Genomic DNA, 16,394 nt, shown 5'->3' with positions numbered 1-16,394 from the left:
CGTGCTTGCCGGAATTCGACAGCTTCTGGACACCGATTATTCCCGTTCAGCCGTTCCAACGCTGTCAGAAAACGGCGCATCTTGATGTCAGCCATCACAGGCAATCTGACAATCCTGACAAAGCATTTCCCCCTGAAAACCCGTATCATCGCCTCCCATGATGACCTTCACCGCCCGCTTCCCCGCCCTCGCCCGCCTGACCCTCCTGCGCCGCGCGCTGGCCCTTCCCGCGACCGTGCTGGCGATGGCACTGCCGCTGGCCGCCCAGGCCGACATCACGCCGGTTTCCCCCGCGCAATGCGCCCAGATGCGGGCCAGCAAGGTCATCACCTCCGGCAATCCGGTCCCCTGCACGCGCCTGGCCACGGTCAGCTTCGACTACACCGATTTCGGCGGGGCCACCCGCCAGGGCAGCGTGGTGGTGCTCGACGCGCTGGCTCCGCAGGTCGAAGCGCTGTTCGGTGAGCTGCTCTTGCGCTCCTTCCCGCTGGCCGGGGCGCAAGGGCTGGAAGCCTATGACGGCGACGACCAGCGCTCCATGGCCGCCAACAACAGTTCGGCCTTCAATGGGCGCCCCATGACGGGCGGCGGTGGCTGGTCCAAGCACGCCTATGGCGCGGCCATCGACATCAATCCGCTGCAGAATCCTTATGTGAGCAAGGCCGGCAGCCCCGAGCAGGAAGTCCTGCCGCCGCAGGGCGCGGCCTACCTGCAGCGCGCGCCCCTGCAGCCGGGCATGGCCGAGGAGGTGGTCAGCGTGTTTTATGAACATGGATTCCTGGTCTGGGGCGGCCAGTGGAAACAACCCATCGATTACCAGCACTTCGAGATCGGCAGCCGCAGCTTCATCCTGAAACTGGCCAGTCTGCCCAAGGCCCAGGCGCGCGCCGAGTTTGAACGCTATGTGACGCGCTATCGCCAGTGTGCCCATCCCGCCACGGTCAATGCCACCGCGTCCGGCGACGACGATGCCCCCGAGGACAGCCGCCTGCGCGACCAGTGCGCCGCACGCTTGCGCAAGTAAGCAGCCCTCAGTCCATGCCGAACAGGTAAAGATCGGCAAGTTTCGGTAAACCAGCGCAGCAGCTTCATGGCGCGCCCCTATACTGCCCCGGCAATACCGGTCTGGGCGCTGGCCCGGGGGACAGCCTTACTTGAGGAGTGCACGCATGTCGACCAATTCCATTTCCGCCGTCTATCACGGCAACGCACCGGCAGGCGGCCAGCAGGCTGCGAAGAAGCCGGCCGTCAATTTCAATGACGTCCTGAAAGCCGCCGGACAGTCCACCCAAGTGGCCCAGTCCACTTCCGCACAGCCCAGCAGTACAGATACCAGCACCTTCACCACGACACCGACCCGCACGGTGTAAGCAGAATTATCCTGCCCGCAATGACAAAGGCCGGACAGTGCGCAAACACTGTCCGGCCTTTGTCCTGACACTCCTGGAAACTGGCCCGGTACGGCTATACTGCGACCTCAGACGCCAGGAGCCGCCATGCCAGATCCGCTGCACCCCGAAGCCCTGCACATCCGACTTGCCCGCCAGGATGACTACCCGCAATGGAAGATCCTGTGGGATGACTACAATGCCTTCTACGGCCGCAGTGGCGCCACTGCCCTGCCCCTGGACATCACCCGTTCCACCTGGTCACGCATCCATGCAGCCGACGAGCCGGTGCATGCGCTGGTGGCCGAATCCGGCGGACGGCTGCTGGGATTGGCGCATTACCTCTATCACCGCAATACCATCCTGATCGGCCCCACCTGCTACCTGCAGGACCTGTTCACCACCGAAGCCGCACGCGGCCGTGGCGTGGGACGTGCACTGATCGAAGAACTGTACCGGTACGCCGCAGCGGACGGTGCCGAGCGAGTGTACTGGCACACCCATCACACCAATGCCACGGCCCGCAAACTTTATGACCACCTGGCCGTGGATTCAGGCTTCATCGTCTATCGCAAGAACCTCAGATAGCTGCTGATGCCCGCCTGCTTCACGCCTGGGCGTTGGCCTCATTGAGCGCATTGACGATGTCAGCGCGCTTGAGATCCGGTGCAAACTGCTGGATGAAATCGAAGGCATAGCCGCGCAGGTAGGCACCGCGCCGCACCGCCAGCCGGGCGATGTTGGCCTTGAACAGGTGGGAGGCATTGATGGCCACCATCTCCGTGTGCTTGCCCTGGTCCACCGCCATCGAGGCCACCAGGCCCACGCCCATGCCCAGCGAGACGTATTGCTGGATCACGTCCGAATCCATGGCGGTGAGCACGATATCAGGCTCAATGCCGGCCTGGCGGAAGGCTTCGTCGATGTGACCACGGCCGGTAAAGCCGACGTCATAGGTGATCAGCGGCCAGGTACCCAGGTCTTCCAGCGACACCTGTTCCAGCCCCAGCAGCGGATGGCCCTTGGGAACCACGATCACGTGGCTCCAGGTATAACAGGGGAAGGACACCAGTTCCTTGAACTGCGACAGGCCTTCGGTGGCGATGCCGATGTCGGCCTTGCCCGAGATGACCCATTCTGCAATGTGTTCCGGCGCGCTCTGCTGCAGGGCGATGCGCACCTGCGGGAAGGCATCGCGGAAGGCCTGCACCACGCGCGGCAGCACGTAGCGCGCCTGGGTGTGGGTGGTGGCGATGGAGAGCGTGCCGCTCTGCTCGCCGGCGTATTCCTTGCTGGCGCGGCGCAGGTTCTCGGCTTCCAGGAGGAGCCGCTCGACGATGCCGAGGATGCCCTTGCCGGGCTCGGTCAGGCCGGTCAGGCGCTTGCCGTTGCGCTCGAAGATCTCCACGCCCAGCTCTTCTTCGAGCTCGCGGATCTGGCGGCTCACGCCCGGTTGCGAGGTGAAGAGCACGTTGGCCACTTCGGTCAGGTTGAAGCCGCAACGCGCGGCTTCGCGGATGGAACGCAGCTGCTGGAAATTCATCGTGCCTGCCCTCCTTCCTGCTGCGCAAAGACCTGCAGGCGGCGCGGACGCACGACCAGGGTCTCGCCATTCTTCAAACCCAGCTGCGCAAAACGTTCATTGGGGATGACGGCCTCGATCAGCTCGGCATTGTCATCGCGTTCCAGTTCCAGTTGCGCCAGCGGACCGATGGCATGCGAGCGGCGCAGTTGCACCACGATACCTTCGGCGCCGGGCGAGTAGCGCTCCACGTCCAGGTCATGCGGACGCACGAAACCGACGCCGGCCGCATCGCGGATATCGACGTGGCCGGGGGCCTCGAAGCGCGCACCGCCGGCGTCCAGCACGCCTTCATGCAGGCGGCCATGGAACAGGTTCACATTGCCCAGGAAGCCGTAGACGAAGGGCGAAGCCGGATGGTTGTACACCGTCTCGGGCGTGCCGATCTGCTCCACTTGTCCCTTGTTCATCAGCACCACCTGGTCTGCCACTTCCAGGGCTTCTTCCTGGTCGTGGGTGACGAAGATGCTGGTGACGTGCAGTTCATCGTGCAGGCGGCGCAGCCAGCGGCGCAGTTCCTTGCGCACCTTGGCATCGAGGGCGCCGAAGGGTTCGTCCAGCAGCAGCACGCGCGGCTCCACGGCCAGTGCGCGGGCCAGCGCGATGCGCTGGCGCTGGCCGCCGGAGAGTTGCGGCGGATAGCGGTCGGCCAGCCAGTCCAGCTGCACCAGTTCCAGCAGGCGCTTGACCTTCTCGCGGATGACCGCTTCCGAGGGACGCTGGGCGCGCGGTTTCACGCGCAGGCCGAAGGCGATGTTCTCGAAGACGGTCATGTGCTTGAACAGCGCATAGTGCTGGAACACGAAACCGACCTGGCGTTCGCGCACGTGGCGCGCCGAGGCGTCTTCGCCATCGAGCAGCACCTGGCCCGAATCAGGCGATTCGAGACCGGCGATGATGCGCAACAGCGTGGTCTTGCCGCAGCCGGAGGGACCCAGCAAGGCCGTCAGTTCGCCCGCCGGGAAATTGAGGGACACGTCGTTGAGCGCGGTGAAGCTGCCGAAACGCTTCTGGATGTGATGGACTTCGATGCTCATGATGACTCCTTAAGCTTGTTCGCTGGCGGCTTGCTGCTGGTGCAGCCGCCACTCGATGACGCTCTTGATGGCCAGCGTGACCACGGCCAGGAAGGCCAGCAGCGACGCCACGGCGAAGGCGCCGGTGATGTTGAATTCGTTGTAGAGGATCTCGACCTGCAGCGGGATGGTGTTGGTCTCGCCGCGAATGTGGCCGGAGACCACCGAGACGGCACCGAACTCGCCCATGGCGCGCGCATTGCAGAGGATCACGCCATACAGCAGGCCCCACTTGATGTTGGGCAGCGTGACGTGCCAGAAGGTACGCCAGCCGGAAGCACCCAGCACCAGCGCGGCCTCTTCTTCCTCGCTGCCCTGCGACTGCATCAGCGGGATCAGCTCGCGCGCCACGAACGGGAAGGTCACGAAGATGGTGGCCAGCACGATGCCCGGCACGGCGAAGAGGATCTTGATGTCATGCTCGCGCAGCCAGGGGCCGAAGTAACCTTGCAGGCCGAACAGCAGCACGTAGATCAAACCCGAGATCACCGGCGAGACTGAGAACGGCAGGTCGATCAGGGTCAGCAGCACGTTCTTGCCACGGAACTCGAACTTGGCAATCGCCCACGCGGCCGCCACGCCAAAGACCAGGTTCAGCGGCACGGCGATGGCGGCAGCGAGCAGGGTCAGCTTGATGGCAGACCAGGCGTCAGGCTCGGTGATGGACGCCACGTAGACATCCCAGCCCTTGCGCAGCGCTTCGTAGAACACCGCCACCAGCGGCACGAACAGGAACAGGGTCAGGAAGGCCAGCGCGATGCCGATCAGCAGCGCACGCACCCACCAGGGTTCGGTGATGGCGCCGGGGGTCAGCGGCGGCTCGCCACGGGCAATCGCGTTGGCTTGCGGGGCAGCGGAAATGGGGGCAGCGCTCATCTCAGGTCCTTTCCGACTGGCCGCGCTTGCGAGTCCAGGCTTGCAGCAGGTTGATGGTCAACAGCAGGATGAAGGAAACCAGCAGCATGACCATCGCAATGGCGGTCGCACCGGCATAGTCGTACTGCTCCAGCTTGGTGACGATGAACAAAGGGGTAATTTCAGAGACCATGGGCATGTTGCCGGCGATGAAGACCACCGAGCCGTATTCCCCGGAGGCGCGCGCAAAGGCCAGCGCAAAGCCGGTCAGCAAAGCAGGCAATACGGTCGGGAAGATCACCTTGGTAAAAGTCTGCCAGCGGCTGGCACCAAGGCTGGCGGCGGCTTCTTCGAGCTCGCGCTCGGCTTCTTCCAGCACCGGTTGCACGGTACGCACGACAAAAGGCAGGCCGATGAAGGTCAGCGCCACCAGCACCCCCAGCGGAGTGAAGGCGACCTTGATGCCCAGGGGCGCCAGCAGCTTGCCCAGCCAGCCGTTCTGCGAATACAGCGTGGTCAGGGCGATGCCGGCCACCGCCGTGGGCAGGGCGAAGGGCAAGTCCACCAGGGCATCAATGATGCGCTTGCCGGGGAAACGATAGCGCACCAGCACCCAGGCCACGATGCCGCCGAAGATCACGTTGAGGAAGGCACCGATCAGCGAGGCACCAAAGCTCAGGCGATAGGACGCCATCACCCGGGGCGAAGTCACCGCGTCGATGAAGCCGTCCCAGGTCAGGGTGAAGGTCTTCAAAAACAGCGCCGACAGCGGGATCAGCACGATCAGCGCCAGGTAGAAGATGGTGAAGCCCAGCGACAGCCGGAAACCGGGCAATACGCGCCGGTTGGCGCTGCCCGCCGAGCGGGCTGGCGCGGCCGCTGGAGCGGCAAGGGAAACGGGGGATGCGGACATGTCGATCTCTTATTATTACAAATGCGACTATAGGTGAGCGATATTCGCACTCACCAGTTATAAAGAGAACGAAACTTTTTGCATGTCCTTAGAAGAAAAGCGCATAAAGCCGGGCTGGAATCCGTCTTTATGCGCTCATGGAGAGGTGAAGAAAAAAGCTTCAGGCGATGCGTTCGAGCAGCTCCAGCAGCCACTGCTGCCCTTCGGTCCAATCGCCCAGGCCTGATTCGGAGTTGATATGCCCGCGCGCGCCCACCGAGCGGAATTGCGCGCCCCAGGCCTCGGCCCAGTGGCGGGCGCGCTCGGCGCTCATCCAGGGATCGTTGTCGCTGCCCACGACCAATGCCGGATACGGCAGCTTGTGGCGCACCGCTGCGCTCAGGCTGAACTTGACCGGATCGGCCGGCGCCACCAGCAAGGCCGCCACGATGGGATGCGCAGACCCCTCGGAAGCCGCCTGCAGGGCCGCCGTGCGATGCACGGTGGTGAGGCAGCCGAAGCTGTGCGCCACGATCACCGTAGGGCGGCCATCACGCGCCAGCACTTCGCCCAGGCGGGCCGACCAGCGCGGCAGGTCCGGGGTTTCCCAATCATCCTGCTTGACCCGTTCGAAGGCGGGATAGAGCCGCTGCCAGCGCGATTGCCAGTGTTCCGGGCCGCTGTCGGAGAGGCCCGGCGCCACCAGCACCCGGAAATCCGCCAGCCGGGCCGGTGTGGTGGAAGAAGAAGGAGAAGTCAGACTCATGCAGGCCCCGCAGCGAGTGATGAAGTCATGCAGTATGCCTTACGCGGCATCCTTCAGGCCAAGCAAGGTGTCCGGCAGGCGCGCACCGGGCACGTCCCACAGATACCCCTGGGCCTGGATGGGCTGCGCCAGGGCCTGGCCATACTGCTCCAGCTTGTCGAAGACCTCGCGGTTCTCGACCCGCTTGAAGAAGATGCGCACCCCCTGCTCGGCCGCCCGCAGCAGCAGCAAAGCCACGCTGTCGGGATCGGCCAGTTCGCGCGCATCGACCTTGATGAGATCCGGCTTGACCTTGTCCAGCAGTCCCAGTGCTTCCAGCGGGCTGTTGGCCGAGACGCCCAGGCGAAAACCGTTGCGGCGGTAATTGTCGAGCACGTAGTTGAGCAGCCAGCGCTGGTTGGGCGTGACCACCGGCAGTTGCAGCACGATGCGTTCGTGCGGCAGTTCCAGCGCGGCCAGGATGCGCCGATAGGCCACGCCGTGATTGTTGTTGACGGCGGCCAGCAGGCGCGCATGCACCGAGAGGTGCAGTTCGGGCGCATCTTCGCCGACCTGGCGGTAGTAGTTGATGGCGTGCAGCATGCGGCACAGCCGGTCCAGTTCCACCGACTCGTCGTCGCTGGCGGCCTGGTCCAGCAATTTCCACAGATGCAGGCCGTCGTCGACGGCCGAGTGGCTGCGGGCGAAGGCCTCGCAGGCGACGATGTGGCCATCGTCGAAGCTGCGCACCGGCTGGAAGGCCGAGGTCAGCGAAGTATTGAAGAAACGCCCCGCGGCGCGCCCCTGTTCATCCAGCCAGACCTTGGCGGACGCGGTGCCGCCAGTATGCTGCGCATCGAGGCGGGCCAGATAAGCCTTCAGTGCCTGATATGCCATCGGGCCTGCTCCTGAAAAAAAGACACCGCCCGGCCGGCATCACCGGCCAGGACGGCCAGACGATCACAGCTTGGCGATCGAGACTTCGGTGGCCTTGACCAGTGCCACCACTTCGCTGCCGATGGTCAGGCCCAGGTCCTTCACGGAGCGGGTGGTGATGACCGAGGTCACGATACCGGCCGGGGTTTCCACATCCACTTCGGACACCACCGAACCTTCGATGATGGCCTTGACCTTGCCCTTGAACTGGTTACGGACGTTGATTGCTTGAATGGTCATGCTCTGCTCCTTGATGAAACGGCGTCGGCACCTGCCGCGCCGCATGGGTTGAAATGGGGTACCACTAAAAAACTGAAAATCGGGTCAAACCTTCATGCGGTCAAACTCACACCGCCCACTGCACCTGATGTACGCCGCGTGGCGTGAAGAAATCTTCAGATGGCTCCGTAGCCGCCTCGCTGCCGGGGTGCCGCAGCACGCGCGCCAGGATGGCTTCCTCCAGCGCGGCAAACTGGGCCTGGCCGCGTGAACGCGGGCGCGCCAGGTCGATGCGCTGGTCCAGTGCCACGTGGCCGTCCTCAATCAGCAGCACGCGGTCGGCCAGGGCGATGGCTTCCTGCACGTCGTGGGTCACCAGCAAGGCGGTGAAACCACGTTCGCGCCAGAGCGATTCGATCAGGGCTTGCATCTCGATACGGGTGAGCGCATCGAGCGCGCCCAGCGGCTCGTCCAGCAGCAGCAATTGCGGGTCGTGGACCAGTGCGCGCGCCAGGGCCACGCGCTGGCGCTGGCCGCCGGAGAGCACCGCCGGCCATTCGCCGGCACGCTGGTCCAGGCCGACCTGGCGCAGGGCATTGAGCGCCTGCGGCGCGGCCTGCTTGGGCAAGCCCAGCGCGACGTTGGCCTGCACCCGTTTCCAGGGCAGCAGGCGCGCATCCTGGAACATGATGCGGATCTCGGGCTCGCCGCTGCCTTCGTGTTCATAGACGACCTCGCCGCCGCTGGCGCCATCGAGCTGGGCCACCAGACGCAGCAAGGTGCTCTTGCCGCAGCCGCTGCGGCCGACGATGGCGACGAATTCGCCGGGTTCGATGTCGAGGTCGATGTCGTGCAGCACCGTGCGTCCGCTGAAGGACTTCGACAAGGCGCGCAGCCTGAGGCCTACGCCCCGGCCGGCGGCACGGCTGACTTGCTGGTGTTCCTGGGTGTCATTGCGCATGATGGTTTCCTGATGCATTCATGGGGCTCGTCATTGGTAGCCGGGGTGCCAGCGCAGGAAGAAGCGTTCCAGTGCCCGCGCCGCGGTATCGGCCAGCTTGCCCAGCAAGGCGTAGAGCAGGATGCCCACCAGCACCACATCGGTCTGCAGGAATTCGCGGGCATTCATGGTCATGTAGCCGATGCCGGCCTGCGCCGAGATGGTCTCGGCCACGATCAGCAGCACCCACACCAGACCCAGCGCAAAGCGCAGGCCGACCAGGATGGAGGGCAAGGCGCCCGGCAGGATCACGTCGCGATACAGCGGCCAGCCCGACAGGCCGTAGCTCTTGGCCATCTCGATCAAACCCTGGTCCACCGAGCGGATGCCGTGGAAGGTATTCAGGTAGACCGGGAAGAACACGCCCACCGAGACCAGGAACAGCTTGGCCGTCTCGTCGATGCCGAACCACAGGATCACCAGTGGAATCAGGGCCAGTGCCGGAATGTTGCGCACCATCTGCAGGGTGGTATCAAGCAGCAGTTCGGCTGAACGCAGGCTGCCGGAGAGCAGGCCCAGGATCAGTCCCAGTCCTGCGCCGACGGCAAAGCCGGAAGCCGCACGGCCGCTGGAGACAGCCAGGTGGCGCCACAGCTCGCCGGAGGCGGACAGGTTCCACGCGGCCTTCAACACCGCGAACGGTTCCGGCAGGATGCGGCTGGACAGCCAGCCGGCCTGTGCCGCGATCTCCCACCACACCAGCAGCAGGACCGGCAGCAGCCAGCCGACCCAGGCGCCACGCGGCTTGCGTGCGGCCTTGGCAGCGGCTTTGGGGCGCGCCTGCTCCTGCGGAGCAGTGTTGGCGAGCACGGGATTGGATGCACTGGTCATGCCGGCCTCAGCTTGCCGACACGCGCACCGGCGCGGGCTTGGGCAGTTCGGTATTGCCGACGATCTCGCCGAAGGGACCGGCCAGGCCTTCGCGCTGGGTGCGCGGCAGCAGCGGGAACACCAGTTCGGCAAACCGGTAGGATTCTTCCAGGTGCGGATAGCCGGAGAGGATGAAGGTATCGATGCCCAGGTCCGCATACTCCTTGATACGGGCAGCCACGGTCGGGCCATCGCCCACCAGCGCAGTACCGGCACCGCCGCGCACCAGGCCGACGCCGGCCCACAGGTTGGGGCTCACTTCCAGCTTGTCGCGGCGGCCGCCGTGCAGGGCAGCCATGCGGCGCTGCCCTTCCGAGTCCATGCGGGCGAAGTTGGCCTGGGCCTTGGCGATGGTCTCGTCGTCCAGGCGGCTGATGAGTTCGTCGGCGGCGCGCCAGGCGGCTTCATTGGTATCGCGCACGATCACGTGCAGGCGGATGCCGAAGCGCAGCGTGCGGCCGGCCTTGGCGGCGCGTTCGCGTACGCGGGCGATTTTTTCGGCCACGGCCGCCGGGGGTTCGCCCCAGGTCAGGTAGACGTCGACCTGCTCGGCGGCCAGGTCGATGGCTTCGTCCGAGGAGCCACCGAAGTACAGCGGCGGATAGGGTGTCTGCACCGGCGGGTAGAGCGCCTTGGCGCCCTTGACGCTCAGGTGCTTGCCCTCGAAGTTGGTCTCTTCGCCGGTACGGGTTTTTGCCAGTACGTCGCGCCAGATCTTGAGGAATTCGTCAGAGATTTCATAGCGCTCGGCATGGCTGCCGAAAATGCCATCGCTCTCCTGCTCGACCGGATCGCCACCGGTGACCACGTTGATGAGCAGGCGGCCATTGGAAAGGCGGTCGAAGGTCGCGGCCATGCGCGCCGACAGCGTGGGCGCCGTCAGACCGGGACGCACCGCCACCAGGAATTTCAGGCGCTGCGTCGCATCGATCAGGCTGGCCGCAGCCACCCAGGCGTCTTCGCAGGAACGTCCGGTGGGCAGCAGCACGCCGTCATACCCGAGGGTATCGGCCGCCACGGCGACCTGCTTCATGTAGTCGTGGGTCACCGGGCGCGCTCCTTCGGAGGTGCCGAGGTAGCGGCTGTCGCCGTGGGTAGGGATAAACCAGAAAACGTTCATGCTTGACTCCTGTGCTGCTGGACTAGGGGTGTTCGATCACTATGTTGTTTATTTGAGGACGGCGTCGCTGACCTTGAGCTGCTTGGGGATCAGCTTGAGCTCAAAGAAGGCGTCGGCGATCTTCTGCTGCTCGGCCAGCACCTGGGCATCGACCGGCTTGTAGACGTGGGCATAGCGCTTCAGGCCCGTCTGAATGATGTCGGCATCCAGACCCTGGATGGGCGCCAGCTGGGCGGCGGCTTCTGCAGTGTGGGTACGGACCCATTCGCCTTCACGGGTGATCTCTTCCAGCAGGATCTTCTGGACCTGTGGATTCTTGGACGCAAAGGGACGCGCGCTCAGGAAGAACTGGTGGTGACTGACCGCCCCCACGCCCGAGGCCAGGCGGCGTGCGCCGACCTGCTTTTCAGCGGCGGCCTGGAACGGATCCCAGATCGCCCAGGCATCGACCGCACCACGTTCGAAGGCGGCACGGGCGTCAGCCGGGGCCAGGTAGACCGGCTGGATGTCGCTGTACTGCAGACCGGCCTTTTTCAGCAAGGCCACTACCAGCCAATGCACGTCCGAACCCTTGTTGAAGGCGATCTTCTTGCCCTTCAGTTCGGCCACGCTCTTGATCGGTGAATCCTTTTGCACCAGCAGCCCTTCGGCATCCGGGGTCGGGATTTCATAGGCGGTGTAGACGAAGTCGGCACCGGCCGCTTGCGCAAAGACCGGCGGCGCTTCACCGACGTAGCCGAAATCGACCGAGCCCACGTTGAGCGCTTCCAGCAGTTGCGGACCCGCCGCGAACTCGGCCCACTTCACTTCCACGCCCAGCGGCTGCAGGCGCTTTTCCAGCGCGCCGTGGGCTTTGAGCAGCACCAGGGTATTGGCGGCTTTCTGATAGCCGATGCGCAGCAGCTTGGTTTCCTGCGCCTGGGCCGGGGCCGCGCCCAGGGAGAAGGCCAGTGCGCCCAAAGCGATGGCAGAGAGGCGCTGCAGGGTGCGGCGACGCGGGGAACGAAGGGTCTTGTTCTTGTTGGCGGACACGATGTTTTCTCCAGATTCCAGAAATTCAGGCGTACAGCGGGCCTTCCGCTGCACCAGCCGGTGATTTTTCAGTCGAGGGCAAAGCCGGAATGAATCCGGCCAGGTTCAGTAGGAAACGCTGTATTGCAACTGCGAGAAGGGAATCTCGCGGAATTGTTCAGGTGCCACCTTGTGCAGGGCCTGCAGGCTGGCCGAGAGCTGCTCCACGCCTTCATTGACGCGGGCTTCGATGGGCGCATCCAGCACCAGGCCGTTTTCTTCACTCCAGGTCACCTGCGCCTCGGTGGCGTAGATGCTGGGCAGCACGTGCTTGGGGTTCAGCGACGACAGCACCGGGCGCAGCGCATAGTCCAGCGCCAGCATGTGCGACTGGCTGCCACCGGTGGCCAGCGGCAGCACCAGCTTGTTGGTCAGGCCGAACTGCGGCAGCAGGTCCAGGAAAGCCTTCAGGATGCCGCTGTAGGCCGCCTTGTAGACCGGGGTGGCGACCACCACGGCCGAGGCTTCTTCGACGGTAGCCAGGGCCGCCTTGATGTCCGGATCGTTCCAGTCGGCGCGCAGGATGGCCTGTCCCGGCAGGTCGCGCACATCCAAGCGTGCATAGCGGTGGCCCAGATGGGCCAGCTTGTCGCCGACGTGGTGCAACAGACGGGTGGAGCGGGAAGGCGCCGAGGGGCTGCCGGCCAGTAACAGGATGGTCATGTCGTGTGCTTGTGCTGAGGGGTGGATGGGACCGGCCGGGCCGGTCCCTCTTGCAGGTTCAGATCACTTCTTGTTGGGAGCGTAGAGCTGGTCGAAAGTACCGCCGTCAGCAAAGTGCGTCTTCTGCGCCTTCTGCCAGCCGCCGAAATCCTTGTCGATGGTCACCAGGTTCAGCTTGGGGAATTGCGAAGCGTACTTGGCGGCGATCTTGGGATCGATGGGACGGTAGTAGTTCTTGGCGATGATTTCCTGGCCCTGTTCCGAGTACAGGTACTTCAGGTATTCCTCGGCCACCTTGCGAGTACCGCGGCGGTCAGCCACCTTGTCCACCACGGCCACCGGCGGCTCGGTCAGGATGGAAACCGAGGGAGCGACGATGTCGAACTTGTCCGGCCCCCATTCCTTCAAGGAGATCAGGGCTTCGTTTTCCCAGGCCAGCAGCACGTCACCGATGCCGCGCTCGACGAAGGTGATGGTGGCGCCACGGGCACCGGAATCCAGCACCGGCACGTTCTTGAAGAGCTTGGCGATGTAGTCGCGGGCGGCGTCGTCGCTACCGCCCTTCTGCTTGGCATAGGCCCAGGCCGCCAGGTAATTCCAGCGGGCACCGCCCGAGGTCTTGGGGTTGGGGGTGATGACGGAGACGCCCGGCTTGATCAGGTCGCCCCAGTCCTTGATGCCCTTGGGGTTGCCCTTGCGCACTAGGAACACGATGGTGGAGGTATAGGGCGAGCTGTTGTGCGGCAGGCGCTTTTGCCAGTCGGCCGGCAGCAGCTTGGCCTTTTCCGAGATTTCGTCGATGTCATAGGCCAGGGCCAGGGTCACCACGTCGGCATCAATACCGTCGATCACAGAACGGCCCTGCTTGCCGGAGCCGCCGTGAGAGGCCTTGATGGTGACGTTGTCGCCGGACTTTTCCTTCCAGTACTTGGCGAAGGCCTTGTTGTAGTCGGCGTAGAGTTCGCGCGTCGGGTCATAAGAGACATTGAGCAGCGAAATATCGGCCGCGTGCGCCAGCGAGGCGGCTTGCGCCAGCACCAGAGCGGCAGCGACCGATTTGATGATCTTCTTCAGCATATCCGTTCCCGAATGTTCTGTTGTTTTGGAGCACACAGGTTAATGAGCCTGCTGTCCAAAAAGAACGAATACTTTCTTCTCTCGATATGCGAAAAACAGATATGAAAGAACACGGCGCCGGAATAAGGATCCCGGTTTATATAACCAAAGTCTTGGTTGAGGGGACGAGCGTGCTGAAATCGTACCAGGCCGCCCTCCCCGCCCGACGCGGCTTTGCGCCCCTCACATCGGGCCATGTGAAGCTCCCGTCACGCAAGAAAAGCACGACCGGACTTTTTGTTCTTTTCACATTGTGGTATAACCTTCATATTGCAACGCACCAGGCCGCGCCATGAAAAAAGAAGCTGCAGGCGAGACAGAACAGATTTCAATCCAGGTCATCGAGCGCATGGTGTCGCTGCTCGACGCGCTGGCGGAGTATCCCGACCCGGTGAGCCTGAAGGAATTGTCGGCGGCGACCGACCTGCATCCGTCGACGGCGCACCGCATCCTCAATGACCTGGTCGTGAAGCGCTTCGTCGACCGCGTGGAGCCGGGCACCTATCGCCTGGGCATGCGCCTGCTGGAACTGGGCAACATCGTCAAGAGCCGGCTGTCGGTGCGGGAAGCGGCACTGGACTTCATGCGGGCGCTGCATCGCAAGACGCACCAGACAATCAACCTGTCGGTGCGGCAGGCTGATGAAATCGTTTATATCGACCGCTCCTTTTCTGAACGTTCCGGCATGCAGGTGGTACGCGCCATCGGCGGCCGCGCGCCGCTGCACCTGACCTCGACCGGCAAACTGTTCCTGTCGGTGGACGATCCCAAGAACGTGCGCGCCTATGCCACCCGCACCGGGCTGGCTGGCCACAACAAGAACTCCATTACCGACCTGACCAAGCTGGAGCGCGAACTGTCCATGGTGCGCGCGCTGGGTTATGCGCGCGACAACGAGGAACTGGAACTGGGCGTGCGCTGCATGGCCGCCGGCATCTGCGACGACAGCGGCAAGCTGGTGGCGGGCCTGTCGATCTCGGCCCCGGCCGACCGCCTGCAGGATGAATGGGTGGATGACCTGGTGAGCACGGCCAGCCAGATTTCCTCGGCACTGGGGTATCGCAAGGATCGCGGCTGAGCACGACCCTCTGCAGACTCACCGGGCAGCAACGCGCTGGCCGTCCGCATTCACCACCACTTCCCCATCTTCCTTCGTGAACGGACCTTGCTGCGGATGCGGCAGGATCTCCAGCACCAGTTCGGAAGGACGGCACAGGCGCGTCCCCTTCGAAGTCACTACGAAGGGCCGGTTGATCAGGATCGGATGGGCCAGCATCGCATCCAGCAACTGCGCGTCCGTCAAGGCCGGATGGTCCAGGCCCAGTTCGGCATAAGGCGTCCCCTTCTGGCGGATGGCTTCGCGCACCGCAAGACCAGCCTCGCGGATCATCGTCTCCAATTGTTCGCGGCTGGGCGGGTGCTGCAGGTACTCGATGATGGTCGGTTCTTCACCGCTGTTGCGGATCATGGCCAGGGTATTGCGGGAGGTTCCGCAGGCAGGATTGTGATAGATGGTAGTCATGGTGAAGGTCCGTGTTGAAGTGGATTGCATCCCGGGATGATCAGGCCCCGGCACCCAGCCTGAGCGCCAGTGCCGACAAGGTGACCAGCAGCACCGGCAGCGTCAGCAAGGCGCCCGTGCGGAAGTAGGCACCCCAGGAGATATGAATGTTCTTGCTGTCCAGCACATGCAGCCAGAGCAAGGTCGCTAGGCTGCCGATGGGCGTGATCTTGGGGCCGAGGTCGCAGCCGATGATGTTGGCGTAGACCATCGCTTCCTTGACCACACCTTGCGCCGACGTGGCGTCGATGGATAACGCACCGACCAGCACCGTAGGCATGTTGTTCATGATCGACGACAGCAAGGCCGTCAGCACACCCGTGCCGAGGGCGGCACCCCAGACGCCGTGCGTGGCGAATTCATTCAGTACACCGGTGAGAGCGTTGGTGAGCCCGGCATTGCGCAGGCCATAGACCACCAGATACATGCCCAACGAGAAGAACACCACCTGCCACGGTGCCCCCTTGATGACCGCACGGGTGGAAATGACGCGCCCTCTGCCGGCCACGAGCAACAGGATCAATGCCCCGACAGCCGCCACCACACTGATCGGCAAGCCTTTTCCTTCCAGCCAGAAGAAGCCGGCCAGCAGCAGCGCCAGCACCCAGCCGCCGGCAATGAACGTGGCGCGATCGCGGATCGCGGAGGCGGGCGTGCGCAGCTGCGCCAGGTCGTAGCGCTCTGGCAGGTCGCGGCGGAAATGGATCAGCAGCACCAGAAGAGTTGCCGCCACCGAGACCAGGTTGACCGGCACCATGACCGAAGCGTATTGCGCAAAGCCGATGTTGAAGAAATCCGCCGAAACGATATTGACCAGGTTCGATACCACCAGCGGCAAGCTGGCGGTATCGGCGATGAATCCCGCCGCCATGACGAAGGCCAGTGTCGCCGTTGGCGAGAAGCGCAGTGCCAGCAGCATCGAGATGACGATGGGCGTGAGGATCAGCGCGGCGCCGTCGTTGGCGAACAAGGCCGAGACCGCCGCCCCCAGCAGGATCAGCAGCACGAACAGCATGCGGCCACGTCCGCCGCCCCAGCGGGCCACGTGCAAGGCGGCCCATTCGAAAAAGCCGGCCTTGTCCAACAACAGGCTGATGATGATGATGGCAACAAAGGTGCCGGTGGCGTTCCAGACGATATGCCAGACCAGCGGGATGTCGGCGAGGTGGATCACGCCGCAGGCCAGCGCCAGGGCGGCACCACCGCAGGCGCTCCAGCCGATGCCCAGTCCCTTGGGCTGCCAGATCACCAGCGTCAGGGTCAGCAGGAAGATGAATAAAGCGGTCAGCACGTTCTCTCC

Annotated in this window: 19 protein-coding genes; 4 read left to right on the top strand and 15 right to left on the bottom strand. The window is 64.1% G+C overall.

Features of this window, described 5'->3' with window-relative positions; all coding sequences use genetic code 11:
* Nucleotides 1–157: 157 nt before the first annotated feature.
* The 3 genes from JOD78_RS16370 (at nucleotide 158) to JOD78_RS16360 (ending at nucleotide 1,976) form a co-directional block, all read left to right on the top strand.
* Nucleotides 158–1,024 carry a M15 family metallopeptidase gene (locus JOD78_RS16370; protein ID WP_209568462.1) on the top strand — a complete coding sequence of 289 codons (867 nt, stop codon included), beginning with the start codon at nucleotides 158–160 and terminating at the stop codon, nucleotides 1,022–1,024.
* Between the two features lie 145 nt (nucleotides 1,025–1,169).
* Nucleotides 1,170–1,370 (top strand): hypothetical protein, encoded by a 201-nt coding sequence (locus JOD78_RS16365; protein WP_083859771.1) that lies wholly within the window; start codon nucleotides 1,170–1,172, stop codon nucleotides 1,368–1,370.
* 126 nt (nucleotides 1,371–1,496) lie between these two features.
* Nucleotides 1,497–1,976 carry a GNAT family N-acetyltransferase gene (locus JOD78_RS16360; RefSeq protein ID WP_121038901.1) on the top strand — a complete coding sequence of 160 codons (480 nt, stop codon included), beginning with the start codon at nucleotides 1,497–1,499 and terminating at the stop codon, nucleotides 1,974–1,976.
* A 19-nt stretch (nucleotides 1,977–1,995) separates the two neighbouring features.
* On the opposite strand, the gene JOD78_RS16355 is transcribed toward JOD78_RS16360, so the two are convergent.
* The 13 genes from JOD78_RS16355 to JOD78_RS16295 form a co-directional block, all read right to left on the bottom strand.
* The gene (locus JOD78_RS16355; protein ID WP_121038898.1) at nucleotides 1,996–2,931 is read right to left on the bottom strand and encodes a CysB family HTH-type transcriptional regulator; all 936 of its coding nucleotides are present in this window, start codon (nucleotides 2,929–2,931) and stop codon (nucleotides 1,996–1,998) included.
* Nucleotides 2,928–4,007, bottom strand: a complete 1,080-nt coding sequence (locus tag JOD78_RS16350) for a sulfate ABC transporter ATP-binding protein (protein WP_204725236.1) — start codon at nucleotides 4,005–4,007, stop codon at nucleotides 2,928–2,930. The genes JOD78_RS16355 and JOD78_RS16350 overlap by 4 nt, the downstream gene beginning before the upstream one ends.
* A 9-nt stretch (nucleotides 4,008–4,016) precedes the next feature.
* Entirely contained in the window at nucleotides 4,017–4,922 is a 906-nt protein-coding gene (gene cysW, locus JOD78_RS16345; protein WP_121038892.1) for a sulfate ABC transporter permease subunit CysW, read from the bottom strand.
* Nucleotide 4,923: 1 nt separating this feature from the next.
* Entirely contained in the window at nucleotides 4,924–5,814 is an 891-nt protein-coding gene (gene cysT, locus JOD78_RS16340) for a sulfate ABC transporter permease subunit CysT (RefSeq protein ID WP_209568463.1), read from the bottom strand.
* 160 nt (nucleotides 5,815–5,974) lie between these two features.
* Nucleotides 5,975–6,559 carry an alpha/beta hydrolase gene (locus JOD78_RS16335; protein ID WP_039790379.1) on the bottom strand — a complete coding sequence of 195 codons (585 nt, stop codon included), beginning with the start codon at nucleotides 6,557–6,559 and terminating at the stop codon, nucleotides 5,975–5,977.
* A gap of 39 nt (nucleotides 6,560–6,598) precedes the next feature.
* Nucleotides 6,599–7,435: an EAL domain-containing protein gene (locus tag JOD78_RS16330; RefSeq protein WP_121038885.1), complete on the bottom strand. Its 837-nt coding sequence runs from the start codon at nucleotides 7,433–7,435 to the stop codon at nucleotides 6,599–6,601.
* Nucleotides 7,436–7,498: 63 nt separating this feature from the next.
* Nucleotides 7,499–7,714 carry a TOBE domain-containing protein gene (locus JOD78_RS16325; RefSeq protein ID WP_006464491.1) on the bottom strand — a complete coding sequence of 72 codons (216 nt, stop codon included), beginning with the start codon at nucleotides 7,712–7,714 and terminating at the stop codon, nucleotides 7,499–7,501.
* A 106-nt stretch (nucleotides 7,715–7,820) separates the two neighbouring features.
* Complete coding sequence (locus JOD78_RS16320) at nucleotides 7,821–8,654, bottom strand: ATP-binding cassette domain-containing protein (RefSeq protein WP_121038882.1); 834 nt, start codon at nucleotides 8,652–8,654, stop codon at nucleotides 7,821–7,823.
* Between the two features lie 30 nt (nucleotides 8,655–8,684).
* The gene (gene ssuC / locus JOD78_RS16315) at nucleotides 8,685–9,524 is read right to left on the bottom strand and encodes an aliphatic sulfonate ABC transporter permease SsuC (RefSeq protein WP_134134963.1); all 840 of its coding nucleotides are present in this window, start codon (nucleotides 9,522–9,524) and stop codon (nucleotides 8,685–8,687) included.
* A gap of 7 nt (nucleotides 9,525–9,531) precedes the next feature.
* Nucleotides 9,532–10,683 (bottom strand): FMNH2-dependent alkanesulfonate monooxygenase, encoded by a 1,152-nt coding sequence (gene ssuD, locus JOD78_RS16310; protein ID WP_121038876.1) that lies wholly within the window; start codon nucleotides 10,681–10,683, stop codon nucleotides 9,532–9,534.
* Between the two features lie 48 nt (nucleotides 10,684–10,731).
* The gene (locus tag JOD78_RS16305) at nucleotides 10,732–11,715 is read right to left on the bottom strand and encodes a sulfonate ABC transporter substrate-binding protein (protein WP_121040312.1); all 984 of its coding nucleotides are present in this window, start codon (nucleotides 11,713–11,715) and stop codon (nucleotides 10,732–10,734) included.
* 105 nt (nucleotides 11,716–11,820) lie between these two features.
* Nucleotides 11,821–12,417, bottom strand: coding sequence for an NADPH-dependent FMN reductase (gene ssuE, locus JOD78_RS16300; protein WP_121038873.1), 597 nt, complete (start codon nucleotides 12,415–12,417; stop codon nucleotides 11,821–11,823).
* A gap of 63 nt (nucleotides 12,418–12,480) precedes the next feature.
* On the bottom strand, nucleotides 12,481–13,494 hold the full coding sequence (locus JOD78_RS16295) for a sulfate ABC transporter substrate-binding protein (RefSeq protein ID WP_034329680.1): 1,014 nt from the start codon (nucleotides 13,492–13,494) through the stop codon (nucleotides 12,481–12,483).
* A gap of 331 nt (nucleotides 13,495–13,825) precedes the next feature.
* On the opposite strand from JOD78_RS16295, the gene JOD78_RS16290 reads away from it, so the two are divergent.
* Nucleotides 13,826–14,611, top strand: coding sequence for an IclR family transcriptional regulator (locus JOD78_RS16290; RefSeq protein ID WP_034329682.1), 786 nt, complete (start codon nucleotides 13,826–13,828; stop codon nucleotides 14,609–14,611).
* Between the two features lie 18 nt (nucleotides 14,612–14,629).
* Here the strand turns inward: JOD78_RS16290 and arsC are convergent, their stop codons facing one another.
* Together arsC and JOD78_RS16280 are read right to left on the bottom strand one after the other, a co-directional pair.
* Nucleotides 14,630–15,055 (bottom strand): arsenate reductase (glutaredoxin), encoded by a 426-nt coding sequence (gene arsC / locus JOD78_RS16285; RefSeq protein ID WP_134134959.1) that lies wholly within the window; start codon nucleotides 15,053–15,055, stop codon nucleotides 14,630–14,632.
* 40 nt (nucleotides 15,056–15,095) lie between these two features.
* A complete protein-coding gene (locus tag JOD78_RS16280; protein ID WP_121038864.1) occupies nucleotides 15,096–16,385 on the bottom strand; it encodes an arsenic transporter in 1,290 nt (429 codons plus the stop codon).
* Between the last annotated feature and the right edge of the window lie 9 nt (nucleotides 16,386–16,394).

This window comes from Herbaspirillum sp. 1130, assembly GCF_017833835.1.
GTDB classification, from domain to species: Bacteria; Pseudomonadota; Gammaproteobacteria; order Burkholderiales; family Burkholderiaceae_D; genus Herbaspirillum; species Herbaspirillum huttiense.
This window is presented reverse-complemented; position numbering and strand designations above follow the sequence as displayed.

Bases quoted from the DNA above. Each gene is read 5' to 3' on its own strand.
- JOD78_RS16320 (WP_121038882.1), bottom strand. From the start codon at position 8,654: ATGCGCAATGACACCCAGGAACACCAGCAAGTCAGCCGTGCCGCCGGC.
- cysW (WP_121038892.1), bottom strand. From the start codon at position 4,922: ATGAGCGCTGCCCCCATTTCCGCTGCCCCGCAAGCCAACGCGATTGCC.
- JOD78_RS16295 (WP_034329680.1), bottom strand. From the start codon at position 13,494: ATGCTGAAGAAGATCATCAAATCGGTCGCTGCCGCTCTGGTGCTGGCG.
- JOD78_RS16330 (WP_121038885.1), bottom strand. From the start codon at position 7,435: ATGGCATATCAGGCACTGAAGGCTTATCTGGCCCGCCTCGATGCGCAG.
- JOD78_RS16370 (WP_209568462.1), top strand. From the start codon at position 158: ATGATGACCTTCACCGCCCGCTTCCCCGCCCTCGCCCGCCTGACCCTC.
- JOD78_RS16325 (WP_006464491.1), bottom strand. From the start codon at position 7,714: ATGACCATTCAAGCAATCAACGTCCGTAACCAGTTCAAGGGCAAGGTC.
- arsC (WP_134134959.1), bottom strand. From the start codon at position 15,055: ATGACTACCATCTATCACAATCCTGCCTGCGGAACCTCCCGCAATACC.
- JOD78_RS16355 (WP_121038898.1), bottom strand. From the start codon at position 2,931: ATGAATTTCCAGCAGCTGCGTTCCATCCGCGAAGCCGCGCGTTGCGGC.
- ssuC (WP_134134963.1), bottom strand. From the start codon at position 9,524: ATGACCAGTGCATCCAATCCCGTGCTCGCCAACACTGCTCCGCAGGAG.
- JOD78_RS16335 (WP_039790379.1), bottom strand. From the start codon at position 6,559: ATGAGTCTGACTTCTCCTTCTTCTTCCACCACACCGGCCCGGCTGGCG.
- JOD78_RS16365 (WP_083859771.1), top strand. From the start codon at position 1,170: ATGTCGACCAATTCCATTTCCGCCGTCTATCACGGCAACGCACCGGCA.
- ssuD (WP_121038876.1), bottom strand. From the start codon at position 10,683: ATGAACGTTTTCTGGTTTATCCCTACCCACGGCGACAGCCGCTACCTC.
- JOD78_RS16290 (WP_034329682.1), top strand. From the start codon at position 13,826: ATGAAAAAAGAAGCTGCAGGCGAGACAGAACAGATTTCAATCCAGGTC.
- JOD78_RS16360 (WP_121038901.1), top strand. From the start codon at position 1,497: ATGCCAGATCCGCTGCACCCCGAAGCCCTGCACATCCGACTTGCCCGC.
- cysT (WP_209568463.1), bottom strand. From the start codon at position 5,814: ATGTCCGCATCCCCCGTTTCCCTTGCCGCTCCAGCGGCCGCGCCAGCC.
- ssuE (WP_121038873.1), bottom strand. From the start codon at position 12,417: ATGACCATCCTGTTACTGGCCGGCAGCCCCTCGGCGCCTTCCCGCTCC.
- JOD78_RS16350 (WP_204725236.1), bottom strand. From the start codon at position 4,007: ATGAGCATCGAAGTCCATCACATCCAGAAGCGTTTCGGCAGCTTCACC.